Consider the following 25,173-nt stretch of genomic DNA (forward strand, 5'->3'; position numbering starts at 1 on the left):
CCCTGGCGGTTGCGCAGGCGACCCGGATGTGCCTCGCGCCGCGGGAGCTCCGCCGCCGTGCGCCCCGAGCGTCGCGCGCCACGCGACAGATACGGCGCTCGACGCCTCCCGGGGGAGCCGCCGCGAAGCGGCGCAGCAGCCCGGCCACGCACGCCGGACACCTGACGCGCGGCCCTAGGGAGCGGGCGCCGGCGTGGTGCCGCCGACCTGGACTGCAGGCTTCTGCTCGTCCTTCTTGATCGAGTAGCGCACGAGCGCGCGGAGCACGTCGTTGCGCTGCACATTGCCGAGGAGGCTCTTCATGTCCTCGTAGATCGACGGATCCACCAGGAGCGCGCCGAGGGTCCCCTTGCCCGCCCTCATGTCGTGCACGATCGCCCGGAGGTCGCCGGTCATCGCCGTGACGTTGGCGAGCGCCTCGGCGCCGTCGCCCTTGCCGCCGTAGAGCGCGTCGTGCGCGAGGCTGTCGCTCTCGCGGATACCCCGCAGCGTCATGGCGACCTCGTCCGCGGCGTTCCCGAACTGCTGGACCTGCTTCTGCGGGCCGTCGCCGTAGATGACGTCGTGCGCGAACCCCGGCCCCTCCTTGACGCGCGAGACGACGCCCCTCACCTCGCGCAGCGTGCTCGCGAGCTCCATGCCGACGCGGTCGAGGCTCTGCAGGGTGCGCGAGATGCGCTCGGCCTCCTCGGGATCGGTCAGGAGGCGGTGCGGGTAGCCCTCCCCCTCGGTCACCTGCTTCATCAGCGTGTTCGCCGAGGCGACCGTCTCGCGGAGGTCCTTGTGCAGGCGCTCGTCGGCGATGCTCTCCGAGACCTTCTGGATATTGTCGAGCGTCGCCTCGGCCTTCTCGGCCATCCCGGTCACCTTCCCCATCACGTCGGTCGGGACCTCGCCCGGGATGTGGCCCCCCGGCGGCACCGAATCGGGGCTCTGCCCCTTCGTGAGCTCCAGCATCTTGTCGCCGAGCAGGCCCTTGTTCGCGATCTGGGCCACGCTGTCGGTCTTGATCCGGCTCGACTCGCTCTCGACGACCTCGAGCTTCACATAGATCTTTGTGTCCTTCGGGTCCGGGCCGTAGGCGACCTCGGCGACGTGACCGATGTCGATGCCGCCCATGCGGATGGGCGCGCCTGGCTTCAGACCCTGCACATCGCCGAAATTCGTCGTGAACTCGACGGAGGCGTCGAAGAGCCGCCGCTCGTCGCCTATCAGGAAAATGACGAGGGCGGACATCACGAGGCCCGCCAGCACAAAAAGTCCGACCTTCAGATCGCGCGCTCTGCCCATGCAGACGGGCATCTTGCGCGATCTTGGAGGGATCGTCACGTGCCGAGAAGCGTCTGGACGTCCTCATTCATCGGGGCGGTCCCGGTGATGAAATCGGCGACATGCGGATCTCTGGACGCCCGGAACTCGTCCGGCGTGCCGGTCGCGATGACCTCGCCGCGGTAGATCATCGCCATCCGATCCGAGATCGAGAACGCGCTCTTCATGTCGTGCGTCACCACGATGCTCGTGACGTTGAGGGCCTGCTTGAGCCCCTTGATGAGGTGGTTGATGCGCTCGGTGTTGATCGGATCGAGTCCGGTCGTCGGCTCGTCGTAGAGCAGCACCTCGGGCTGCACCGCGATGGCGCGCGCGAGGCCGACGCGCTTCTTCATGCCGCCGGAAAGGTCCCCCGGGCGCATCTGCTCGATGCCGGGCAGGCCGACGAGCGACAGCGCCCAGTTCACCCGGTCGGCGATCTGCGCCTCGGTCATCTGCTTGCGGAAGTGCTCGTGCAGGCCGTAAGCGACGTTCCCGCCGACCGAGATCGAGTCGAACAGAGCGCCCCCCTGGAACAGCATCGCGATGCGCTGGCGCACCCCGGAGATGCGCGCCTCGCTCACGCGCGTGATCTCTTCACCGTGGAACTGGATAGATCCATCGTCCACGTCGAGCAGTCGGATGAGCAGCTTGAGCATGACGCTCTTGCCGACGCCCGAGCCGCCCATGATGGTGAGCGTCTCGCCCGGGTACACCTCGAGGTTCAGGTCGCGGTAGATGACCTTCGGACCGAAGGCCTTGCGCACACGCGAGAACCGGATCAGCGGCTCGGCCACGCGCCCACGCTAGCACGCCGCCGAGGCCCGCCGCGAACGCTCAATCGGCCGCGGCGACATGCTCGATCCTGATCTCGACGGCGTCCCCGCCGCGCCAGGCGTCGCGCCGGAGGCGGCCCACCACATCGACGCTCCGGCCGGTGAACCGCGGCGCGAGCTCGCCCAGCTCGAGCCCGAAGCACGAGATCTCGCGGCGGGCGAAGGTGAGCTCCAGCTTGAGGTGGCCCTTCAGGTTCCTCGCCGAGCGCACGGCCGCGCCCGCCAGGAGGACGTACGCCGGGCGGTTCCCCTCGCCGCACGGCTCGAGCCGCTCGAGATCGCGCGCCACGGCCGCCGGGTCGTCGCGATCGTCGAGCCGGACGTGGGCGGCCGCGAGCGCCGAGGCGGCGGGGAGGTCCTGCTCGCGGAAGGCGTCGCACCACGCCGCCCGGAGCGCCTCGACGCGGTCGGCGCGCACCTCGACGCCGGCCGCCGCCTGGTGGCCGCCGAAGCCGACGAGCTCGGCGCGGCAGAGGGAGAGCGCGTCGTGGAGCCGCGCGCCGGCTGGACCGCGGACCGAGCCGCGCCCCTTCGCGCCCTCGAGGGCGATGACGATCGTGGGTTTGCCGAAGCGGGAGGTGATCCTGCCCGCGACGATGCCGACCACGCCGGGGTGGAAGCCCTGCCGCGCGATGACGATCGCGGGATCCCGCTCGAAGCCGGCGCGCTCGATCTCGGCGAGCGCGGACACCAGCATCTCGTCCTGGATGGCGCGCCGCTTCATCTGCGCCTGCTCCACCGTGGCGGCGAGCGCCGAGGCGGTCACGCTGTCGTGCGCGAGCAGCAGCTCCAGCGAGATGTCGGGATCGCCGAGCCGGCCGGGCGCGTTGAGGCGGGGCGCGATCCGGAAAGCGACGTCCTCGGCAGACGCGCCGCGCCCGAGATCGAGGTTGGCGAGCGCCGCGAGCGCCCGCAGCCCGGGCCGGGGTCCGGTCTGGAGCACGCCGAGGCCGGCCCGCACGAGCGCGCGGTTGTCACCGGTCAGCGGCGCGACGTCGGCGACGGTGCCGATGGCCACGAGGTCGAGGTAGGGGCGGAGATCGAGCGACGAGCCGAGCTTCTTGCGCACGGCGGCGAGCAGCGTGAGCGCGAGCCCGCACGACGCGAGCCCCTTGTACGGGAAGCCGCAGTCGGCGCGGTGCGGGTTCAGGAACGCGATCGCGGGGAGCGGCTCGGCCGGCACGAGGTGGTGGTCGATGACGACGCAGTCGATGCCGGCCGCGCGCGCGGCGGCCAGCCGCTCGTGATCGCTGGAGCCGCAGTCGCACGTGATGAGCAGCGTGGGGCAGGCGCGCATCACGCGCTCCATCGCGGGCGCTGAGAGGCCGTAGCTGCCCTCGGCGCGCGTCGCGAGGAGCGGCACGACCTGGCCGGAGAGGGCGCGCAGCGCGCCCGTCATGATGGCCGTCGCGGTGATCCCGTCGCAGTCGTAGTCGCCGAAGACGGCGATCCGCTCGCCGGCGCGCACGGCGCGCGCGATCCGGTCGGCGCTCGCCTCGCGATCGGCCATGGCGTCGGGCGGCGTGAGGTGCGAGAGCCGCGGATCGAGGAAGCGCCGGGTCGCCTCGTCAGGAGCTCGGCCGGCCCGGTGCAGGATGTCCGCCACCGTGATCGACAGCCCGAGCTCGCGCGCCATCGCGAGCGCCTCGGGCGACGCCTCGCCCGGGTCCGCGATGCGCTCGGACGCGCCCGCGCCATCCCGCGCCGCGCGCGAGGCGGGGGCCTGCGCCTCGCGCTCGGGGAGCTCCTTCCAGGCCTCCGTGGAGGTGCTCGTCATCGTCAGAGCCGGTACATCGGCGCGATGGAGGCGTCCATGGCCTGCGTCCCGGCTGCGCGAGCGGCCGCGATCACGGCGAGGCGGTCAGACGACCGCGTCGGCGCGCTTCTGCGTGCGGACGCGGTTGACCTTCTTGCGCTTGCTGGAGTTCGAGCCGAAGAACTTGCGGTCGATCCACTCGGTGAGCGGCGCGGCGACGTAGATGGAGGAGTACGTCCCGACGACGATGCCGACGACGAGCGTGAACGCGAAGTCCCGGATGACGCCCGTTCCGTAGAAGAGGAACATGACGAGCGACAGGAACGTCGTGAACGACACGAGGATGGTGCGTCCGAGCATCTCGGAGAGCGAGAAGTTGATGACGGCGGCGAAGCTCATGTCGCGGTGCTTCCCCAGGTTCTCGCGGATCCGGTCGTAGACGACGACCGTGTCCGTGATCGAGTAGCCGACGATCGTGAGCAGCGCGGCGACGGTGGAGAGGGTGATCTCCCGCTGCGTGATCACCATCGCGCCGAGCGCGATGCCGACATCGTGGACGAGCGCGAGGATGCCGCCGGGCGCGAACCGGACGTCGAACCGGAACGCGATGTACGCCATGATGAAGAAGATCGTGATGAGGACGCTCTTGATGGCCGCGTCCCGCAGCTGCGCGCCGGCCTTCGGCCCGATCCACTCGACCCGGAGCGCCTGGTCGGGCACCTTGTCCGCGCCGAGGTGCTCCCGGAGGCCGTCCATCAGCTGGTCGCCCTTGGACTTCAGGTAGAGCTCGACCTTGTTGTCGCGCTCGCTCACGACGAGCGGGTTGTTCGCGCCGGGCCTGAGATCGACCCCCTCGACGCCCTCGAGCTGCTTCTTGATCCCCTCCAGGTCGGGCGCGACGTCGTAGCGGGCGGAGATCTTGTCACCGCCGGGGCTGAACTTGACCTCGGTGGCGCGCACCGCCTGCGGGCAGCGGTCCTCGGGGACGGAGCCGTCCTCGGGCGCCAGGCACATCCGATCGCGCACCGCCGCCTTCTGCGGCTCCGACAGCGCGGAGACCTCGTGGACCCGGATGAGGTAGCGGTTCGGGTTCGCCTGGTCCGCGACGGACACGATGTCCGGGGAGTCGAAGCCCGACTTCGAGACGGCCTCGCGCACCTCGGCGCTGGAGACCGGAGCCTCGAAGGCGACCTCGATCTCGGTGCCGCCCTTGAAATCGGTCCCGAGCTTCGGCCCCGGCACGATGAACGAGATGATCGACAGGAGGAGCAGCACCCCGCTGAGCCCGATGAAGAGCCAGCGCTTGCTCATGAAGTCGAACTGACGGCCAGGTTTGATGAGTTCCATCGTCGTGTCTCAATCGGAGATCCGCTCTCGCGTTCTCCCTCAAAGGTCGGGGATCCGCTCTCGCGGCCCCGTTGTCAGCCGAGCGAGAGCGTCTTGATCTTCCGGCCGCGGACGGCCCAGTCGAACACCAGGCGGGTGCACACGACCCCCGTGAACAGGCTGATGGCGATGCCGACGATCAGCGTGATCGCGAAACCCTTGATCGGGCCGGTGCCGTACTGCGCGAGGATGAGCCCGGAGATCAGCGTGGTCACGTGGCCGTCGAGGATGGCGCTGAACGCCTTGTCGTAGCCGGCGTCGACCGCGGCGCGCGGGCTCTTCCCGGCCCGGAGCTCCTCCCGGATGCGCTCGTTGATCAGCACGTTGGCGTCGACCGCGATGCCCATGGTGAGCACGAGGCCGGCGATGCCGGGCAGCGTCATCGACGCGCCGAACATCGCGAGGACCGCGACCTGCAGGATGAGGTTGAAGATGACGGCGGCGTCCGCGATGAGCCCGGCGCGGCTGTAGATCACCACCATGAACACGACGACGAGCAGCCCGCTCGCGATCGCGCCCTTCATGCTCTGCTGGATGGCGTCCTTGCCCAGCGACGGGCCGATGCGCTGCTCGTTCGACGGGGAGATCGGGGCCGGCAGCGCGCCCGACCGGAGCACCAGCTCGAGCTTGCGCGCGTCCTGGAGCTGCTGGTCGGGGTTCTGCGAGCCCATCGTGATCTGCGCGCGTCCGCCGCCGATCTTCGTCTGGATGACCGGCGCGCTCTCGACCTTCTCATCGAGGATGATGGCGAACCGCCGCTTGACGTTCCGGCCGGTGATGTCCTCGAACCGGTCGGCGCCGGTCGGGGTGAACTCCATCGACACGTACCAGCCGCCGAGGCCCCCATCGCTCTGATCCGGGAGCGCCTGCGCGTCGCGCACCATGTCGCCCGTGATCTCGGCCTTGCTGAAGAGGAAATACGTCCGCCAGCCGATCTCCTCGATGACGTCCTTCTCCTCGTTGTACTCGTACAGCTTGCCGTAGCCGACCTCGTTGTCCGCCGGGACCTGGAGCGTCCCGACCCACTCGCGCAGCCGCTTCAGCGTGTCGCGCAGCTCCTCGTGCTCGGCGCGCACCATCCGGGCAAAGTGGACCGGCTTGGTCTTCCCGGGGCCGACCGGCGCGTTCTCGATCGAGAACGTCAGCCCCTTCGGGAGATCCTCCTCCTTGGCGCTCTTCGCGATCGGCTCGAAGAAGTCCTGGTCGTCGTCGACCATCTTGAACTCGAGCCGCGCCGTCTGGCTGATGATCTCGCGGATCGTGCTGAAGGAGCTCTCGTCGTCGCCGGGGACCTCGATGATCACGTCCTCGTCGCGCGCCGAGACGCTCGCCTCCTTGAGGCCGAGGCCGTCGATGCGGCGGAGCACCGTCTCCTTGGCCTGCGTCACCGCGCGCTCGCGGATGCCGCTCGCGACCTCGTCGCGGATCCGGAACCTCGCGACGCCGCGGTCCGACGAGCGCTGGAGCTGCATCTCTCCGAGGAACTTCGCGAGGAAATCGCTGTTGATCTTCTCGGCGTCCGCCGGGTCGTTGAAGGTGATCACGATCGTGTCGGCATGCTCGCGCGACTTCTCGATGCGGAGCTTCGTCTGGAGCTTCTGCATCTCCTCGATCGTCGGCGGCTTGTCGCCCTCGTGGAACCCGAACGCCGTCGCGAGCGCCGCGCGCAGATCGTCGTAGTACCGGTCGCGCTTGTCGCTGATCGCCTCGTCGACGTCGACCGTGTAGACAAGGCGGAGGCCGCCCTTCAGATCGAGCCCGCGCACCAGCCGGAACGGGATGTTCGAGGTCAGGAAGCGGCTGAACCCGAGATCTCCCCGCCTCGCCTGGGTCTCCTGCTCCGACAGCTCGTCCGACGGGACGCCGGTGTGATCGGGGCGGCCGAACCGCTCGTCGTGGTAGGTCGGGTAGATGCAGAGCGCGGCGCCGAGCGCGAGGAACAGCACGAAGCCCGTCTTCGCCCGCCACGCAAAGTCGATCCACGGCCCGGTGCAGAGCAGCGCCCACGGCACCATCAGGCCGAACGTCGCGAGGGCCCAGAACACTTGGTAGTGGGCCGCGAACGCGGCGGCGCCGGCGGAGAGCGCCGCCCAGGCGAAGACGCTGCGCCGCGAACGGCTGAGCCACGCGCCGAGGAGGCACAGACCGGCGACGCCGGCGAACCCGTACTGGAAGATGTTTAGGAGCATGGAGTGGGGCGCCGCGAGGGGCGGTAATGAGCTTCCTGTTGGACCGAGCGCCGGCCTACGACTTCTTGTCCTTCGCGGCGTCGGCGACCTTGGCGTCTGCCGCCGCGACCTCGCCCGGGTCGTGGCCCTGGATCACGCTCTTCAGGATCTGCACGTTCACGCCGGGGGCGATCTCCAGCTTGACCCGGGGCGAGTTCGGGCTGATGTCGGTGATCCTCCCGAGGAGCCCGGCCTGGGTGACGACCCGGTCGCCCACCTTGAGGTTCGACTCGATCTGCTGCTGCTTCTTCTTCTGGCTCCGCGTCATCACGAAGATGAGCAGCAGCGGCAGCGCCAGGATGAGGAACGAAAAGGCCCCTCCGCCGAACGGCGCAGGTTGCGCCTCCTGTCCCCCGGACGGAGGCGGCGGTTGACCTTCAACCGGCGTCGCGGGCGCGTTGCCCGCGCGCCCGGGGGCGGCGTTCGGCTGGAACCAGTTTGAGCTTGCCAAGGTGACGCGTGTCTCCGGGCCCCGACGGGCTCGCCCGCAAATTGCAGGCCTCTCCCAACCCCCGGGGCCCGCCTCCATACCCAGGATCCAAGGGTCGCGCAAGGAGCTAGGCGGGCAGCCTCACCCGGGCACGCCGGGAATGCAGCCTTACGGCCCTTTCCGGTCCCGCCCTACCCCGCCGCGCGGGACGCGGTACCCAGAGCGCCGAGGTCAGCCGTCGCTGCCGAACACCATGTGCCGGCGGGCCCGCTCGCCGCTCGCGATCTCGGCGAGCGACAGGCGCACGTCGCGCTCGGTGATCGTGCCGTCGATCGTCGCGAACGTCGCGGAGAGGATCGGCGGGATGCGCCCGACGCCCGGGAAGCCTGGGGCCCACGTGAGCGCGTCCGCGAAGGCGGCCTTCACCAGGGCGGCGACGTGCCCCTGCGGCGCGAGGGGCTCGTCGAGCGGCTCGAGCACCACGATGGCCTTGGCCCGCCCGAGGGTCTTCACCACCTCCGCGCCGTAGAACGGCCGCAGCGCGCGCACCCCCACGAGCCCGACGCGCCGCCCCTGCGCGCGCAGGCTGCGCACGACCTCGCGGGCCGCCGGGAACGCGCAGCCCACGACGACCATGATCTCCTCCGCGTCGGCGGTGTCGACGCGCTCGATCGCGCCGAGAGACCTCCCGGTCAGCTCGCAGAGCTCCCGCATCGCGCTGGCGAGCGCGAACGGCACCCGCGCGCAGAAGCTCCGCTCGGCCCGCTTCCGCACGACGCTGCGGCCCTGCGGGCGAGGGCCCCCGTCGCCGTCGCTCTCGCCCGGCGCCGCGTCGGTGAAGGTCGGCGCGCCCCGCTCCGGGCCGAGGAAGCGCGCGGCGAGATCGCGCGCGGCGCCGAGGGCGGACACGTCCGAGGGCAGCGCGTCGACGACGTGCAGGAACGGCGTCTCGCTGTCCTCGGCGGCGCGCCGCGCCACGAGCGCCACGTCGGCCGCGTCCTGGCTGCTCCAGGTGACCAGCACCCCCGCGCCGACGTCGAGCGCCGGCGCGAGCTCGTCGCGCCCCACGGCGAGCCCGCCGCGGCGCTCGATGACGTGCACGGTGACCGGCGTCCGCACCGCCGCCGCCTCGCCGAGCGCGGCGAGCGCCCCGACGAGCTCGTGGGCGCCCAGCACCACGCTGGCCCGCTGTCCGGCGCGCGTGCGGGCCGCTGCGCCGCGGATCGCCTCGGCCGCGGACGCGGCGCGCTCGATCGGCAGATCGCCGGGCACCGCCGCATGCGCGGCGAAGAGCGTGCTCCCCGCGGCCACCTCGACATGTGCGATCACCGCCGCCGGATCCGGCGGCGAGCCCAGACCTTCAGGCCCTGCCATCCAGCCGTTCGTCGCCCGAGCCGCACGCGAGGTCAAGCGCGAGCGCGCTCGGATTGCGCGAGAAAACCGGACCGATGCGTGCGGCGATCCCGCTCATCCATGTCTGGACGTAACTCCAAGAAACGGAGCTTTCATCTCGGGTGAAGCTCCTGCCTCACGCGGCCTCCGGGCGGGGTCGCATGGCCAAGCTCACCCCCGAGCGTGGCTGCCCCCTCGCGCTCGGCCCGGCGCACCGGGGACCTGACGCCGCAACGATCTGGCGACCGACCTGGCGCCCCCACGAGGCCCGCGCGCGGCCTCCCGTGCAGGGGCATCGCGACCGGTGCGCTCCCGAGAAAAGCGATCCCCAAAAATAGATCGCTTGACGGGCTCTCCGGCCCTTGCTAGGAGGCGCTCTCCGTTTCGTCGGCATCGCGTCGAGCGAGCGGGACATAGGCGCGTAGCTCAGTGGTAGAGCACTACCTTGACACGGTAGGGGTCGCCGGTTCGAAACCGGCCGCGCCTACAAATCAGCAGGAGACCTAGCCTGCGAGGTTTCATGGCCCTCGATCAGACAGCCCAGGCCGCCTCGGCGGCCCGCACCACGGTGCGCGAGGCTCTCGCCGACGACATCGCCAAGGACCGCACCGTCATCGGCGCCCGCGTCAACGGGCGCCTCGTCGATCTCCACACCCCGTTCCAGCGCGACGGCTCGACCCGGATCGAGCCGGTGCGGACGAGCGATCCGGAAGGCCTGCGCATCATCCGGCACTCGACGGCGCATATCATGGCCGACGCCGTGCAGCGCCTCTTCCCGGGGACGAAGGTCACGATCGGCCCCGCCATCGACGCGGGCTTCTACTACGATTTCGACAAGCCGACCGGCCCCTTCACGGACGAGGATCTCGCCAAGATCGAGGCGAAGATGCGCGAGATCATCGCCGCGGGCCGCCCGTTCCGGCGCGACGTGGTGAGCCGCGAGGCGGCGCACGAGCTCTTCGCGCAGATGGGCGAGACCTACAAGCGCGAGATCATCGACGCGATCCCGGCGGGCGAGGACGTCTCGCTCTACCGGCACAGCGACGGCGAGCGCGAGTGGGTCGACCTCTGCGAGGGCCCGCACGTGCCGGACGCCTCGCTGCTCCAGGCCATCAAGCTGGTCAGCGTGGCCGGCGCCTACTGGCGCGGCGACGAGCGCAACCCGATGCTCCAGCGCATCTACGGCACGGCGTTCCCGAGCCAGGCGGCGCTCGACGAGCACCTGAAGCTGCTCGCGGAGGCCAAGGAGCGCGACCACAGGAAGCTCGGGAAAGAGCTCGAGCTCTTCATGTTCCACGAGATCGCGCCGGCGATGCCTTTCCTCCTGCCGCGCGGCGCGCACGTCTACAACGCGCTCGTCCAGTACATGCGCGGCCTCTACGTCGACTACGGCTACGAGGAGGTCATCACGCCGCAGATCTTCGACAAGCGCCTGTTCGAGACGAGCGGGCACCTGCCGAACTACCGCGAGAACATGTACCTCCCCGTCACGGCGGAGCATCTGGACGCGGCGCGGCTCGCGCTCCGTCTCGGGGTCTCTCCGGGGGAGGCGGACGCGGCGATCTACAAGGAAGCGGACAAGAAGCGCGACGCCGCGGTCCTGGAGCAGCTCGCGGAGCTCGAGCGGCTCGCCCAGAAGCCGATGAACTGCCCGAGCCACTGCCTCATCTTCGGCCAGCGGCGGCGCAGCTACCGGGAGCTGCCGTGGCGGCTCGCCGACTTCGGGCGGCTCCACCGGTACGAGCGCGGCGGCGTCGTCCACGGCCTCGCCCGGGTGCGGAGCTTCTGCCAGGACGACGCCCACATCTTCTGCGCTCCGGAGCAGATGCAGGGCGAGATCCAGGCGTTCCTGCGGCTCTTGCTCGAGGTGTACGCCGCGTTCCGGTTCGCCAAGATCGACATCAAGCTCGCGACCCGACCCAAGAAGCGCATCGGCACCGACGCGCAGTGGGACGCCGCGGAGGCCGCGCTCGCGGACGCGCTGAAGCAAGCCGGCCTCCCCTTCGAGATCGCGCCCGAGGAGGGCGCGTTCTACGGCCCGAAGCTCGAGTTCCACGTCGAGGACGCGCTGCGCCGGAGCTGGCAGCTCGGCACGATCCAGGTGGACTACGCGCTGCCCGACCGCTTCGAGCTCGAGTACACAGGCGCCGACGGCGGCGCCCACCGCCCCGTGATGCTCCACCGGGCGATCCTCGGCTCGCTCGAGCGGTTCTTCTCAGTGTACCTCGAGCACATCGGGGGCGCCTTCCCAGCCTGGCTGGCCCCGGAGCAGGCGGTCATCGTCACGGTCAGCGAGAAGCAGGCCGCCTACGCAGAGGACGTGGTGGCGTACCTCCGGGGCCGCGGGCTCCGGGCGAGGGCCGACCTCAGCTCCGACAAGCTCGGCGCCAAGATCCGGGCGGCGCGGCTGACGCGCGTCCCGTACGTGGTCGTGGTCGGCGACAAGGAGGCGGAGGGCCGCAAGGTCGCCCCCCGGTCGCGCGACCTCAACAAGGACCTCGGGGCGATGCCGCTCGAGGACTTCGCCGACCGGCTCGCCGCGGAGTCGAAGCCGCCTCGCCTCGCTGTGAGCGCCTCCGGTTCGTGACCAGCCGTTCCGGCTGGCCCTTCTCGCCGGCAGGCCCTTCCCTACCCCCGTCGAGCCCGGCAGCTCAGGGCTCCCGAGCGCCCCTGCGCCGCGGCGGCCGTCGTGCTTGCTGCCGTTGCCTGCGGCGCGGAGTCAGGCGACATTGGCGTGGTGATGGTCGCCGCGACCACCTTCGGTCGCGAAGCGGCGGTCCGTCGCTTTCAGAATCACAGAACACAAGGAGGCAGCGAAATACCACATGGCGATGAGACGCTTCGACCCTCGGCAGGCCCAGCGGGGGCCGCAGATCCGCATCAACCAGCGCATCCGCGTCCCGGAAATCCGCGTCATCGGCGATGATGGCGAGATGCTCGGCATCATGCAGACCCACGAGGCGCTGCGCCGAGCACAGGAGAAGGGGCTCGACCTCGTCGAGGTCAACCCGAAGGCGGATCCTCCGGTCTGCAAGATCCTCGACTTCGGCAAGTACAAGTACGACGAGAAGAAGAAGGCCCGCGAGGCGAAGCGCAAGCAGAGTGTGGTGGAGATCAAGGAGATCAAGCTCCGTCCCAAGACGGACGACCACGATCTCGAGTTCAAGACCAGGGCTGCGCATCGGTTCCTCGGCGCAGGTCACAAGGTGAAGTTCACGGTCCGCTTCCGCGGCCGCGAGATCACGCACCCGGAGAAGGCGCAGGAGCAGCTCGACTGGATCGTCCAGCACTGCGAGGAGATCGCGAACGTCGAGGTGCGCCCGATGATGGAGCAGCGCACGATGACGCTGATGATGGCGCCCAAGCCCGCCATCCTGCAGAAGGTGGCCCAGGCCCGCGTCGCCGCGGAGAGGGCCCGCCAGAAGGCGCTCCAGGAAGGACGCGCCGCTCCCACCGGGGACGAAGAGGACGAGGAGATCGAGAAGCTCGAGAGGCAGCTCGAAGAGCAAGACGACGACGACGACGACGACGAGGCCGAGGGAGGGACCGAGTAACCCGCCCGGGGAGAGCGTGCGCCACGACGGCAGCTGCGGCTGCCGTGGGGCGCGCATCGCGCCGCCCGCGGGAGCTCGCGTGGCGCGCTCGCTTCTGCGTCGCGGGGGGCGCGCCCTCTCCCTCGAACGTCCGCGGGCGCGGCGAGGCGCTCGCGCGCTGCCGGCTCAGTGCGGGATCAAGCCGCCGAGCCACGCCCCTGCGGCGAGGACCGCCAGCGCGGCGACGAGCAGCACAGCCTTCACCGCGCCTCCCCCTGTCCTGAGTGGACGGAGCTCCGGCTCCAGGTCGCGCGGCGCGGCCGTGGCTGGCGGCGCCAGCACGCGCGAGGGCGGCGCAGGGGGCTGTGGCGCAGGCACGGGCTGCGGGGAGGCCAGGGTCGGCTCGGCCCTCCTCTCGAGCGGCTGACGCGCGGGGAGCGGCGGCGCGAGCGGCTGCTCCGCGGCCGAGTACGCGGGCAGCGTGGCGGGTGGAGCGACCTCCTCGGGCTCCTCGAGCGCGGCGAGGTTGCCCGCCTCGACCGAGACCGCGGCGAGGGACTGCCGCATGAGGTCCTCGCCGGGCGCCGAGATCTTGAGCTCGTCGGCCCACTTGCCGATGTCCTCGAAGGCCGAGATCTTGAGCGGCTCGTTCGGCCGCGCAGCGCTCGGCGCCGCCTTGTCGTCCGGGAGCGACGTGAACTCGAGCAGCGTCTCCTCGATGAGCCTGTCGATGAACGACGCCTTGTCCGACGCGGGGGCGCGCTTGCGCAGCGCCATGGCGCTGCGGACGTGCTCGGCGATGTCGTACGCGCTGACCGGCCGGCCGTACCTGTACAGGAAGGTCGTGAGATCCCGGCCGAGCTCGCGCGCGGAGCTGTAGCGATCACCGGGGTCGCGGGCCAGCGAGCGGGCGATGATGCGATCGAGCTCCGGAGGAACCGCCTTGTTGATCTCGGAGAGCGGCGGGATCTGCGCCTGCTGCACGAGCTTGACGGTCTGGTAGTCGGTCTCGCCGAGGAAGAGCCGCTTCCCCGAGAGCATCTCCCAGAGGATGGCGCCGGCCGCGAAGATGTCGGTGCGGGGATCGACCTCGAGGCCCTGCGCGGCCTCGGGTGAGAGATAGCTGAACTTGCCCTTGATGATCCCCGCCTCGCTCTTCTCGAGCTGGCTCGTCGCCTTGGCGAGGCCGAAGTCGACGATCTTCACCTCGCCGTACTTGGTGATGAGCACGTTCGGAGGCGACATGTCCCGGTGCACGATCTTGAGCGGGTGCCCGTCGGCCCCCTTGAGCTCGTGAGCGTACGTGAGCCCCTCGCAGAGCTTGCCCGTGATGAACACGGCGGACTCGACCGGGAGGATGCGCCCAGCCTTGCGCATCGACTCGAGGACGGCCTTCAAATCGGCGCCGTCCACGTACTCCATCACGATGAAGTAGGCGTTGTCGCCGACCCCGATGTCGAACACCTGCGCGACGTTGGAGTGGGAGAGGTGCGCGGACAGCCGCGCCTCATCGAGGAACATCGCGATGAAGCGCTTCTTCTCGCTCAGGTGCGGGAGCACGCGCTTGATCGCGACCTGCTTCTTGAACCCCTCGATCCCCGCGCTCTCGGCGAGGAAGACCTCGGCCATGCCGCCCGAAGCGAGCCGCTCGATGACCCGGTAGCGCTGCTGCTGGTGGGCTTCCGTCATGCTCCGACTAGTACATCACGTCCCACGCTGTGCGCGGAAACAACCGGCTGTACCCGGGGTCCCACGCGCGATCGCGGGGTCTGTGACGAGCGCGTTCCAGGCCCTTTCGGGCGCGAGCTCACGCGGGCAGCGCCGCGGCCGGGCTCGGCAGACGGCGCCGGCTCAGCCCGTGAGCGCGCTCCTCGCGAACGCGCGAGGCGCGGGTGTGAGCGGCACCGCCACCGCGCGCGCGCGGCTCCTCGGCGCGACCACCGCGCGAGGGCGCGGCGTCAGATCGAGCTGCGCGGCGGCGCGCTTCCGGCGATCGTCGAGCTCCGCGGCGAGCATCTCCTTCACCATGTCGAGGAGCTCCGCGAAGCCCGCGAGGCGAAGACCGAGGTCGTTCGTCCAGAGGATGATCTCGAGCTCGCCGTCGGGCGCCCTCGCCTCCGGATCCCAGGCGAAGACCGTCTCGGCCGCCGCGTCGATGCCGAACGGGACGAGCGCGCTCCGCGCACCGTAGCGGCCGCGCACGGTCTTTGGCGCGGCGTCGTCCTCGCATGCGCCGCGCGCCCCCTGGCCCTCGCAGTGCTCGAGCACCATCCGCCCGACATCCATGTACGAGCCGCGCGCGAGCGCGCGCACCCCGAGCAGGCTGGCGCCGGCGAACAGCTGCGGCCAGCCGTCGTGCCGCGAGAGCAGCTCGCGGTAGCTCGGCGGCAGCGGCATCCCGAGGCGGCGCTCGACGCCGGCGATCTCCGCCGCGGAGGCCCCGGACGGCGGCGCGATCGGCATTCCCCGCCGCGGGTCCATCCGCGCGAGCTCCAGCTTGAGCGCGCGGATGCGGTGCATCGACTCGAGCCACTCCATGCGCGCGACCCTACGCGCCCGGCGCCGGTAGGAGCAAAAAACGCGCGATCCCCGACACCGCCGCACCGGGTCGGCGCGCGGAGCGCGCGCGCTTGACAGGCATTTGCGCTGGCGGCACGGTGCTTGCGTGATCGGCTTGGGCTCCTGGGCATCCCTGCGCACCGCCTTCGTGGCGGCGGGCGTCACGTTCGTCGTCGCGTCGCTCGCGACCGCGTGCCTCGACTACGCGGGCGAGGAGCTGTTCGATCAGTGCGACACGCCGGCTGCGCCGCTCCCCGGCTCGGGCTCCGGCTCGGGCGCGACCACCGGCGCCGGGGCGGCCAGCGCGGATCCGCCGGACTGCGGCGCGCCGACGCACGCGCCAGGCTCGGGCTCCGGCTCGGGCTCGTGAGGGAGGAGCGGCGCGACGTCGTCGCGCTCGCCGCGCTCGCCGCCGCCGCGCTCGCCTCCCGCCTGCTCTTCCGCATCGACCACGACGAGGACATCGACGCGCTCCGGTTCGCGCTCGGCGTGGAGCGCTTCGACGTGGCCGCGCTTCGCCCGCATGCGCCGTACTATCCCGTGTTCATCGCCGCGGCGAAGGGGCTCGCGCTGCTCGGCGCCTCGCCGCGCGCCGCGCTCGCCCTCGTCAGCGCCGCGGCGGGCGCGGCCACCGTCGCCTTCACCGCCCTGCTCGCCCACGCGGTCGCCGGGCGGCGCGCCGCGGTGTTCGCCGGGGTGCTCGCGCTCGCCTCGCCGTTCCTGTGGCTGTCGTCCGAGAAGCTCCTCAGCGACATGGCCGGCGCCGCGGTGACGACCGCGGCGCTCTGGCTCTGCGCCCGCGCGCGGCACCTCCGCCGCGCGCCTGGGGTCGCCCTGACGGGGCCGCCCGAGATCGCCGCCCGCGAGGCGCGCGCCGCGCGCTCGCGCACGTGCGCGCTCGTGTTGCTCGGCGTCGGGCTCGGCGTGCGGCTCTCGTACTTCCCGTTCGCGCTCGCCTGCCTCGCCGTCATCGCCCGCAGCGAGGGCGGCCGCCTCGCGTGGCTCGCGCGCGGCCGCGACCTCGCGACCGGCGCGCTCGCGTGGCTCGTCCCGCTCGTGCTGATCGCGACGCCGCGCGACCTCGTCGCGGCGACGTGGGTCCAGGGGCTCGGGCACTTCACCCGCTGGGGAGGGACGGCGATCACCGTCTCGTCGCCGGCCGAGCGGCTCCACGGCGTGCTCTGGGGGATCTGGGCCAACGGCCTCGGCGGCGCGTGGCCGGACGCGCCGGCGGCGCGCTGGCTGGGCGCGCCGATCCTGATCGCGCTCCTCGCCGCCGCCGCGCTCCGCGTCGCGCCTCTCCAGCGCGCCGCGCGCGCGGCGCGAGACCAGCCCGAGCTCTGGGCCTCGGCGCTCGCCTATTTCGTCTGGGCGCTCCTCGGGCAGAACATCGCCTACAAGCCGCGGCACTGGCTCCCGCTCGTCCCGCCCTTGCTCGTCGCCTTGGCCGCCGGCGCGGCGGCGCTCTCGCCTGCGCTCTCGCCGGCGGCGAGCGCGCCGCGCGGCCGCGCGCTCCGCTCGGCCGCGCCCGCCGCCCTGGTCGCGGCGCTCGCGGCGCAATGGCTCGTCGACGCGATCGTCCTCGCGCGCGAGCACCGGGCGCCCTCGCCCGCGGCCGCGATCGTCGGCTTCCTCCGCGACGCCCGCGCCGAGCAGCGCCCGGTGCTCACGCGCGACCTCGACCGGATGATCCAGGAGGGCGCGCCGGGCCGGCGGCCGGTGCGCGTGCGCAGCGACGCCGAGCTCGTCCGCGCCGTCGAGCAGGCCGGCCCGGGCGGCGCGCTCATCACGAGCGAGGCGCTCTCGCCGGCGGCGCGCGACGCGCTCGCCGGCCGCGGCCATGCGATCTCGATCCGCTTCGCGCGCCCGCGCTCGCGCTACGTCGACGCGCTCTGGAGCGACCTCGCCCTGCTCGAGGCGCTGCCCGGTGGGCCTCCGATGGATCGATCGCTCCCGCGCTCGACGGGCAGCGCGCTCTCCCGCTGAAAACGAGGTTGACCTCCGTTTTCGGGGGCGCGAAGACTTCCGCCCTGCCGAGCCCCGGCCCTCGTCATGAAAGCAATATCGTCCTTGTGGCCTCGCTCTGCGGGCGTCGTCCTCAGCGCGCTGCTGCCCTTCGCGGCCGCCGCGCAGCCCGCGCCCGCCGCGCAGCCCGCGCCCGCCGCGCAGCCCGCGCCGGACGGCCCGGTCCTCGACCTCCCGCCCGAGCATGCCGCGCCGCCGCCGGCTCCCCGGGAGCCCGCCATCGGCCTCGGCGCCGGGCAGGCGCCGGAGCACGAGCTCGTGCGCGGACTGACCGAGCAGCGGTTCCGGAGCGCCGGCGCGAGCGCGAGCAACACCTCCGTCGGCGGCTACGGCGAGGTGCACGTCCGCGGCACGACGACCGGCCGCGAGGGCGAGCGCGCGTGGGTCGCCGACATCCCCCGGCTCGTGCTCTTCGTGGCGCACGAGTTCACGAACGACATCCGGTCCTACGTCGAGCTCGAGGTGGAGCACTCGCTCTCCTGCGCGAGCTGCCCCGGCGCCGCGGAGCTGGAGCAGGCCTACCTCGAATGGAACGCCGCAGGCCGCGCGCTCGGGCTGCGCGCGGGCCTCGTGCTCGTCCCGATGGGGATCATCAACTCGTGGCACGAGCCGCCGGTGTTCCACGGCGTGGTCCGGCCGAAGGTGGAGACCGTCGTCATCCCCTCGACGTGGCGCGAGATCGCCGTCGGCGCCTTCGGGCAGCCGCTCGACTGGCTGCGCTTCGAGGCCTACGCGATGACCGGCCTCGATCCGCTCGGCTTCCGCGCGGGCGGCCTCGCCGGCGGCCGGCAGAGCGCCGGGCTCGCCCGCGCCAACGCCTGGGCCGGCGTCGCGCGCGTCGAGGCCGAGCCGCTCCTCGGGGTCGTCGCCGGCGCGTCGGTGTACGCGAGCGACGCCGGGTCGAACGGCGATGGCAAATTCTTCCTCCGCGACGGCACTCCGGTGGATCTCTCGATCCCGGTCCTCGGCTGGTCGCTCGACGCGCGCTGGCGCAGGAGCGGCCTCGAGACGCGGGTCCTGTTCGCCGAGTGGCACCTGCCCGAGGCGCGCGCCCTCATGGTCTCGTTCAACGAGAGCGGCGCGCCCAATTTCATCGATCCCACGAGCCCCGTCGCCACCCGGCTCCGCGGCGGCTACGTCGAGGCCGCCTACGACGTGCTCCGCCCGCTCGGCCTGGGCCACGAGCTCCTGCCGTTCGCGCGCCTCGAGGCGTACGACACGCAGTCCGCGGTGCCGGAGGGCTACAAGGCGAACGCGTCGTACGGGGTCCGCGAGATCACGGTCGGGGCCTCGTACCGGCCGACCCAGGGGGTCGTGCTGAAGGCCGACTACCAGCTGCGCGACCGCACCCTCGGGTTAGACCAGACGCAGCTCAATTTCGGGCTCGGGTTCATGTACTGAGCGCGCCGTCCGAGGCTCCCCATGTCACTCCGCCCAGACGACGCGGGGCCCGAGCGCCTCGTCGTCGGCGCCGGCATCTCCGGCCTCTACGCTGCCCTGCTGCTCGCGCGGGCCGGCCGTCGCGTGCGCCTCCTGGAGCGCGCGGCGCGCCCCGGCGGCCTCGCCGGCGCCGAGCTGTTCCGCGGGCTGCCGTGCGACCTCGGCTCGCACCGGCTCCACCCGGCCGCGCTCGAGCAGCCGCTCTTCCGGGAGGTGCACGCGCGCTCCCCGTTCCTGTCGCGCCCGCGCCGCGGGGTGCTCGTGCTCGGCGAGCGCCACGTCCCCTACCCCCCGAGCGTCCCGTCGATGCTGCGCGCGCTCGGCCTCCGCGCCGGCGCCGCGATGGGCCTCGGCTTCGTGGCGCAGCGCGGCCGCCGCGCGGCCTTTGCCCGCTGGGAGCACGACCGCGCGATCGCCGGCGAGGACGTCGGCTTCGAGCGGTTCGTGCGCGAGCGCGTCGGCGCCGCGGCCTACGCGTCGTTCTACCGGCCCTACGCCGAGAAGGTCTGGGGCATCCCGCCGTCCGAGCTCTCGCAGACCGTCGCGAAGAAGCGGATCAGCACCACGAGCCCGCTCGCGCTGTTCAAGGGCCTCGGCCGCGGCGGCGCGGCGGCGGACCTCGCGCGGTTCGTCTACCCGCCGGCGGGCATCTCGTCGCTGATCGCGCACCTCGAGGCGCGGCTCGCGGAGGCCGGCGTCAAGGCCGAGTGCGGCGCCGCCTTCGGCCTGGCCGGGATGGCCGCGCGCGCCGGCGCGGCGCCGGTCCTGTTCGCGGGCGACCTCGCGGCTCTCGTGCCCGACGCGCGCCTCGAGCACCGCGGCCTCTACCTGGTCTACCTCGCCTACCCGCGCGCGCGGCTCGGCGCCCCGGAGACGTACTACTGCCCCGACCCGCGCTTCTGGTTCGGCCGCGCCTCCGAGCTGCAGAACTACGCGCCCGATCTCCGCCGCCCGGGCGAGACGGTGCTGTGCGTCGAGATCCCCGAGGGCGCCTGGGGGCGCGGGCGCGACTTCGCCTCGGGCCGGCCGCTCGAGGCGCTGCTCGACCAGCTCGTGCGCGCGGGCATCGCCCCGCGCGGCGTGGCGCCGATCGAGGTCCGCCAGCGCTTCGTGCCGGGCGTGTACCCGCTCTACCGGCGCGGCTGGCTGGAGAGCTGGCGCGCAGCGATGCGCCGCGCCGCCGCGCTCGGCGCGCTCCCCTTCGGGCGGCAGGCGCTCTTCCTGCACTGCAACCTGGATCACTGCGTCGCGATCGCGGCCGACGCGGTGGCCCACGTCGAGGCCGGCCGCAGCCCTGAGGCGTGGGTGCTGAACGCCGAACGCTACCTGGACGTACAGGTGCGTGACTGAACGCAACTGAACGCAACTGAACGCAACTGAACGCAACTGAGCGCAACTGAGCGCAACCGAGGCGCGCGCCCACCGCAGCGAAACCCAGGGGCCAAACGCTGTTGACGTTGACTTTCATGAGTGACAGTTTCGTCGGAGCCTTGATGCGTCCTTCCGGTCTCCGCACTGCCCACTTCGCCGCAGCCACCGCGCTCGCGTTCGTCCTCGCGGCGCTCCCCGCCCACGGCGCGACGTACTGGACGATCCCTGCCGTCCTGAAGAGCTTCTTCGCGAGCTCGAAGAAGGTCGGCTATCGCAAGGTCGTCCTCAGCGACGTGGAGGCGCGGGACGTCGGCAAGAAGCTCGGCGCGCCGGTCAAGCGCGAGTGGGTTGTGTACGTCGCCGAGTCGGACGGCAAGACCGACGGCTACGCGATCAAGGACGAAGAGAAGGGAATGCACGAGCCGATCGACTTCGCCGTGAAGTTCTCGACGGCCGGCGCGGTGGAGCGGATCGAGATCCTCGAGTACCGCGAGGCGTACGGCGACGAGGTCCGCGGCGATCGCTTCCGCGCCCAGTTCCAGGGCAAGACGGCGAGCGACCCGATCACCGCGGGCAAGGACATCGACATCGTGTCGGGCGCATCCATCTCGTCCCGCTCCGTCGCGCTCGGCGTCAAGCGCGACGCGCTCGTCCTCCAGCTCGCGCTGAAGCGCGGCGCGCTGTGAGAGATTTCACCGCGGCGGCGGGGCGGCTGAGGTCGCTCTCGCTCGGCGCGAAGCTCCTGTACTCGGCGTTCACGCTCGCGTCGATCCTCGGTTTGCTCGTGTCGTGGCGCCTCTACGGGGCGATGGTGCAGGACGCGGGGGCGGCCGCGTACTACGCGGGCGCGCCGGTCGCCGCGCCGCCGCCCGCCCCGCCGCAGGCGCCCGCCGCGGCCGAGGGGCCGGCGCTCGACCTGGGCCCGGAGCTCGAGCTCCCCGGCGCGCCGGAGGCGCCGCGGGTCCTGGTCGAGCAGATCTCCGAGCGAAAGCTGCTCGAGGTGACCCACTTCCACCTCTTCTCCGTGCCCGTCTACGTGCTGATCCTCGCGCACCTCTGGCTGCTCGCGCGGCTGCCGTCGTGGCTGCACACCGCGGGCGTCGTGGCGGCCGTCGTCACGAGCGGGCTGCACATGGCGGCGCCGTGGCTCATCCGGAGCGCCCCCGGCGCCGCGGCGCTGATGCCGATCTCCGGCGTGGCCATGCTGCTGTCGCTCGGCGCCATGGCGGTCGTCTCGACGGTGGACATGTGGCTGCCCAGGCGGTCGCGGCGGGGCGACACGGCGCCGCTCGACGAGGTGCAGTGAGACGCATGAGCAGGTTCGGAGGGGCCCCGGACCGAAGGGCGCCAGATCAGGAGTTACCGGCGGACAGCGGAGCTCCAGGCGGGGCTTGTCGGCCGCCCCAAGGCTGTCGTACAGAGCCTGTAAGTGGGAGCTCACCACCTCTGTACCGTTGAACCGGTGTCGAGGTCGAGGCGCTGGCTCAGGACCCCTGCCAAACCCACGCCAGGGGTGTAAACACCGCTCCCGGGGCGTCAACACCCCCGCAGCGCGGTCCCCTCACCGCCTCGTCGCGCTCCGCTTGAGCCACCGGGACGTGAGCGACCAGGCGAGCTCCAGCACGTCCTTGCTCTCGAACGGCTTGCTCAGCAGCCGGAGCTCCGGCCGCTTCAGGCGCCGGATCACGTCGTGCCACGAGTAGTCCGAGTACGCGCTGCAGATCACGGCCTCGATGTCCGGACACTCGGACCAGATCCGCTCGATCGTCTCGATGCCGTCCCAGCCCGGCGGCATCCGCATGTCCACGAACATCAACGCATAGGGACGGCCGCACCGCTGCATTCGCCGGATCTTCTCCAGGCCTTCCTGACCCTGGCAGGCGCCGTCCACCTGGAACGTGCTCCTCGGGGTGGCCGCCGGCCCCCCGAAGATCGCCGCGTCGAGGGCGTCGAGATCCGCCGACGCACCCGAGTCGGGACAGAGGAGCTTCTGGAAATCGCGGTGGATCGCGGGGTTGTCGTCGATGACGAGGACCCTGCGGACCTCGCCCCCCCGCACGGACTCAGGCCCGGTCGACGCCGCGGGCGGCATCTGCGAACGGAAGCGCGACGGACCTCCTTGACTCATCATCGCCCACGTCTGACCAAGGGGCTCGCCGTTGCTACTCACCATTGAAGCATTCCACCTTTGCTCGACCCGAGCCTGCTCGTCCCATCGTACGTCGGAGGACCAGGAGAGCACCAGGCAGGGGTTCCGATATCGGCCCACCAGGCCGGGTGCGTGACGAGGAAGAACGGCGCACAAGGGCAAGCGCAGCGAAGTGCTTCAACCTGGACGGACATGACCTCGTGCTCGCATCGTTGTCGCGGCGACGAGCTGCTTGGCGTGATGGAGAGGAGGCGGCCGGCCTCGAGCGGGGCCGCCGGCGGAGAGCGCTGCGAGGCGACGGCCGGCGCCTCGCAGCGCGCCGGGGGAGGCGTCAGGGCTGCGCGTCGTGCTCGGGGACGAGCCAGAGCACCCCGAGCGGCGGGAGCGTCAGCACGATCGACTGCGGGAACCCGTGGCAGGGGACGTCCTCGACCTCGACACGGCCCATGTTGCCCACGCCGCTGCCGCCGTACACGGTCGCGTCGGTGTTGAGCACCTCCAGGTAGGCGCCGCGGCGCGGGACGCCGATGCGGTAGTTGTGGCGCGGGACCGGCGTGAAGTTGCCGATGAACACCACGTGCACGCCCGAGGGCGACATCTGGTCTCCCGCGCCGTCCCCGTAGCGGATGAACGAGATCACGGTCTGCATGTGGTCGGTGCAGTCGATCCAACGGAAGCCGTGGTGCTCGTCGTCGAGCTCGTACATCGCCGGGTACTTCTTGTAGAGCGCGTTGATGTCCGTCACGAGCCGCTTGAGCCCGGCGTGGGCGGGCACCGAGAGCAGGCCCCAGTCGAGCTCCGTCTTCTCGCTCCACTCGGCGAACTGGCCGATCTCGCCGCCCATGAACAGCAGCTTCTTGCCCGGGTGCGCCCACATGTACCCGTAGAGCGCGCGCAGGTTGGCCAGCATCTGCCAGTAGTCGCCCGGCATCTTCGAGAGCAGCGACCGCTTGAGATGAACGACCTCGTCGTGGCTCAGCGGCAGGAGGAACTTCTCGGAGAAGGCGTAGATGAGCCCGAACGTGAGCTGGTGGTAGTGGAAGGCGCGGTGGACGGGCTCGTGCTTGAAGAAGTCGAGCGTGTCGTGCATCCACCCCATGTTCCACTTGAAGTCGAAGCCGAGCCCGCCGACGTACGTCGCGTGCGTCACCGACGGCCAGGCGGTGGACTCCTCGGCGCACAGCACCGCGCCCGGGAAGCGCTCGTGCACCCGGTTCGACAGCTCCCGGATGAACTCGATCGCCTCGATGTTCTCGCGGCCGCCGTACCGGTTCGGCACCCAGTCGTGGCCCTCCGCGGCGTAGTCGAGGTAGAGCATCGAGGCGACCGCGTCGACCCGCAGGCCGTCGATGTGGAACTCGTCGAGCCAGTAGAGGGCGTTGGCGACAAGGAAGTTCCGCACCTCGTGCCGGCCGTAGTTGAAGATGTACGTGTTCCACTCGCGGTGCTCGCCGAGGCGCGGGTCGAGGTGCTCGTAGAGCGCCGTCCCGTCGAACCGGCCGAGCGCCCACGCGTCCTTCGGGAAGTGCGCCGGGGTCCAGTCGAGGAGCACGCCGATGCCCTTCTGGTGGAACCGGTCGATGAGGTAGCGGAGATCGTCGGGATCGCCGTAGCGGCTGGTCGGGGCGAAGTAGCCCGCGACCTGGTAGCCCCACGAGCCGTCGAAGGGGTGCTCCATGACCGGCATGAGCTCGACGTGCGTGAAGCCGAGCTCGGCCACGTACTCGACGAGGTGGTCGGCGAGCTCGCGGTACGTCATCCAGCGCATCCCGTGCTCGTACGGCGGGCCCTCGCCGGGCACGCGCCGCCAGGAGCCGGCGTGGACCTCGTAGATGGAGATCGGCTTCTTGCGCGAGTCGACCTCGCCGCGCGCCCGCATCCACGCGTCGTCCTGGAACGTGTAGCGGCTCGTGGTGACCCGCGAGGCGGTGGCCGGCCGGAGCTCCATCGCCTGGCCGAGCGGATCGCTCTTCGCGGTGATGTGCCCCGCCGGGGTCTTGATCTCGTACTTGTAGAGCGCGCCCTCGCCGACGCCGGGGACGAAGAGCTCCCAGAAGCCCTCGCCCATCCGGCGCATCGCGTGGCGGCGGCCGTCCCACTGGTTGAAATCGCCGACGACGCTCACGCGGCGCGCGTTCGGGGCCCAGACCGCGAACGCCGTCCCGGAGACGCCGTCCACCTCGCGCACGTGCGCGCCGAGGATGCGGTAGAGCTCCCAGTGCCTCCCCTCGGCGAGGAGGTGAAGGTCGACGTCCCCCAGGGTGGGCGGCATGCCGTACGGATCCGGCTCCACCGAGGCGTTCCCGTCCGGGAAGCGCAGCTCGAGCCGGTAACGGAAGCGGCCGTCCTCCGGGTAGGAGACGCCGGGGAAGCGCGCCTCGAAGAGCCCCGCGGGGTGGATGCGCTCCATCGACCGCCTCCGGAGCGAGGGATCGGCCGGGAGCACCGCGATCTCGGTGGCGTCCGGGCGAAAGACGCGGACCACCAGGTCGCCTTCCTCCTCGTGCGCGCCGAGCACGTGGTGCGGATCCGGATGCTCGACAGCCGCGATGAGATCGACTTCTCGTTGTTCCAACATGTCAGGGTCCGCGTATACCGGCTCCTCTCGCCGACGTCATGCCGAGAGTCCGCCCCAGACGCCAACCAGGGTCGGCCCGACGCACCGGCGCGCCCCACGCCGCCCGGCCCCCCTGGCGCCGCCGCGGTGTGCTCACCATTTGTCCGCGACGCAACAGCGAGCGCCGGGGGGCGGATCGCGCG

Annotated in this window: 19 protein-coding genes and 1 tRNA gene; 9 read left to right on the forward strand and 11 right to left on the reverse strand. The window is 71.6% G+C overall.

The window, feature by feature from the left end; genetic code table 11:
- Positions 1-174: 174 nt before the first annotated feature.
- The 7 genes from WMF17_RS23350 to WMF17_RS23380 form a co-directional block, all read right to left on the reverse strand.
- Positions 175-1,290, reverse strand: a complete 1,116-nt coding sequence (locus WMF17_RS23350; protein ID WP_437595277.1) for an MlaD family protein — start codon at positions 1,288-1,290, stop codon at positions 175-177.
- 35 nt (positions 1,291-1,325) lie between these two features.
- Positions 1,326-2,105, reverse strand: coding sequence for an ABC transporter ATP-binding protein (locus WMF17_RS23355; RefSeq protein ID WP_437643296.1), 780 nt, complete (start codon positions 2,103-2,105; stop codon positions 1,326-1,328).
- A 40-nt stretch (positions 2,106-2,145) separates the two neighbouring features.
- Positions 2,146-3,921, reverse strand: coding sequence for a single-stranded-DNA-specific exonuclease RecJ (gene recJ, locus WMF17_RS23360; RefSeq protein WP_437643298.1), 1,776 nt, complete (start codon positions 3,919-3,921; stop codon positions 2,146-2,148).
- Positions 3,922-4,005: 84 nt separating this feature from the next.
- A complete protein-coding gene (gene secF / locus WMF17_RS23365; protein ID WP_437643300.1) occupies positions 4,006-5,247 on the reverse strand; it encodes a protein translocase subunit SecF in 1,242 nt (413 codons plus the stop codon).
- Between the two features lie 74 nt (positions 5,248-5,321).
- Positions 5,322-7,475, reverse strand: a complete 2,154-nt coding sequence (secD, locus tag WMF17_RS23370; RefSeq protein ID WP_437643302.1) for a protein translocase subunit SecD — start codon at positions 7,473-7,475, stop codon at positions 5,322-5,324.
- A gap of 55 nt (positions 7,476-7,530) precedes the next feature.
- Positions 7,531-7,965, reverse strand: coding sequence for a preprotein translocase subunit YajC (gene yajC / locus WMF17_RS23375; RefSeq protein WP_437595282.1), 435 nt, complete (start codon positions 7,963-7,965; stop codon positions 7,531-7,533).
- Positions 7,966-8,175: 210 nt separating this feature from the next.
- Positions 8,176-9,318 (reverse strand): transketolase, encoded by a 1,143-nt coding sequence (locus WMF17_RS23380; protein ID WP_437595283.1) that lies wholly within the window; start codon positions 9,316-9,318, stop codon positions 8,176-8,178.
- A 433-nt stretch (positions 9,319-9,751) separates the two neighbouring features.
- Between WMF17_RS23380 and WMF17_RS23385 the strand changes: the two genes are divergently transcribed.
- The 3 genes from WMF17_RS23385 (at position 9,752) to infC (ending at position 12,890) form a co-directional block, all read left to right on the forward strand.
- Positions 9,752-9,823 (forward strand) — tRNA-Val (locus WMF17_RS23385).
- A gap of 33 nt (positions 9,824-9,856) precedes the next feature.
- On the forward strand, positions 9,857-11,923 hold the full coding sequence (gene thrS, locus WMF17_RS23390) for a threonine--tRNA ligase (protein ID WP_437595284.1): 2,067 nt from the start codon (positions 9,857-9,859) through the stop codon (positions 11,921-11,923).
- Between the two features lie 244 nt (positions 11,924-12,167).
- Positions 12,168-12,890 (forward strand): translation initiation factor IF-3, encoded by a 723-nt coding sequence (gene infC, locus WMF17_RS23395; protein ID WP_437643304.1) that lies wholly within the window; start codon positions 12,168-12,170, stop codon positions 12,888-12,890.
- Positions 12,891-13,055: 165 nt separating this feature from the next.
- Here the strand turns inward: infC and WMF17_RS23400 are convergent, their stop codons facing one another.
- Positions 13,056-14,558 carry a serine/threonine protein kinase gene (locus tag WMF17_RS23400; RefSeq protein WP_437643306.1) on the reverse strand — a complete coding sequence of 501 codons (1,503 nt, stop codon included), beginning with the start codon at positions 14,556-14,558 and terminating at the stop codon, positions 13,056-13,058.
- 162 nt (positions 14,559-14,720) lie between these two features.
- Positions 14,721-15,407, reverse strand: coding sequence for an SMI1/KNR4 family protein (locus tag WMF17_RS23405; RefSeq protein ID WP_437595287.1), 687 nt, complete (start codon positions 15,405-15,407; stop codon positions 14,721-14,723).
- A gap of 127 nt (positions 15,408-15,534) precedes the next feature.
- Between WMF17_RS23405 and WMF17_RS23410 the strand changes: the two genes are divergently transcribed.
- From WMF17_RS23410 to WMF17_RS23435, 6 genes are all read left to right on the forward strand, one after another.
- The gene (locus WMF17_RS23410; protein ID WP_437643308.1) at positions 15,535-15,798 is read left to right on the forward strand and encodes a hypothetical protein; all 264 of its coding nucleotides are present in this window, start codon (positions 15,535-15,537) and stop codon (positions 15,796-15,798) included.
- Positions 15,795-17,414 carry a hypothetical protein gene (locus WMF17_RS23415; protein ID WP_437643310.1) on the forward strand — a complete coding sequence of 540 codons (1,620 nt, stop codon included), beginning with the start codon at positions 15,795-15,797 and terminating at the stop codon, positions 17,412-17,414. Before WMF17_RS23410 ends, WMF17_RS23415 begins: the two co-directional genes overlap by 4 nt.
- Positions 17,415-17,480: 66 nt before the next feature.
- Positions 17,481-18,854 (forward strand): hypothetical protein, encoded by a 1,374-nt coding sequence (locus tag WMF17_RS23420; RefSeq protein WP_437643312.1) that lies wholly within the window; start codon positions 17,481-17,483, stop codon positions 18,852-18,854.
- A 21-nt stretch (positions 18,855-18,875) separates the two neighbouring features.
- Positions 18,876-20,243: a protoporphyrinogen/coproporphyrinogen oxidase gene (locus WMF17_RS23425; protein WP_437595291.1), complete on the forward strand. Its 1,368-nt coding sequence runs from the start codon at positions 18,876-18,878 to the stop codon at positions 20,241-20,243.
- A gap of 143 nt (positions 20,244-20,386) precedes the next feature.
- Positions 20,387-20,950, forward strand: a complete 564-nt coding sequence (locus WMF17_RS23430) for an FMN-binding protein (protein WP_437643314.1) — start codon at positions 20,387-20,389, stop codon at positions 20,948-20,950.
- Positions 20,947-21,570 (forward strand): hypothetical protein, encoded by a 624-nt coding sequence (locus tag WMF17_RS23435; protein ID WP_437643316.1) that lies wholly within the window; start codon positions 20,947-20,949, stop codon positions 21,568-21,570. The genes WMF17_RS23430 and WMF17_RS23435 overlap by 4 nt, the downstream gene beginning before the upstream one ends.
- 255 nt (positions 21,571-21,825) lie before the next feature.
- On the opposite strand, the gene WMF17_RS23440 is transcribed toward WMF17_RS23435, so the two are convergent.
- Complete coding sequence (locus WMF17_RS23440) at positions 21,826-22,437, reverse strand: response regulator transcription factor (protein ID WP_437595294.1); 612 nt, start codon at positions 22,435-22,437, stop codon at positions 21,826-21,828.
- Positions 22,438-22,744: 307 nt separating this feature from the next.
- Entirely contained in the window at positions 22,745-24,991 is a 2,247-nt protein-coding gene (gene glgB / locus WMF17_RS23445; protein WP_437595295.1) for a 1,4-alpha-glucan branching protein GlgB, read from the reverse strand.
- Positions 24,992-25,173: the final 182 nt, after the last annotated feature.

Origin of the sequence: Sorangium sp. So ce362 (genome assembly GCF_051519845.1) — a bacterium.
Classification (GTDB): domain Bacteria; phylum Myxococcota_A; class Polyangia; order Polyangiales; family Polyangiaceae; genus Sorangium.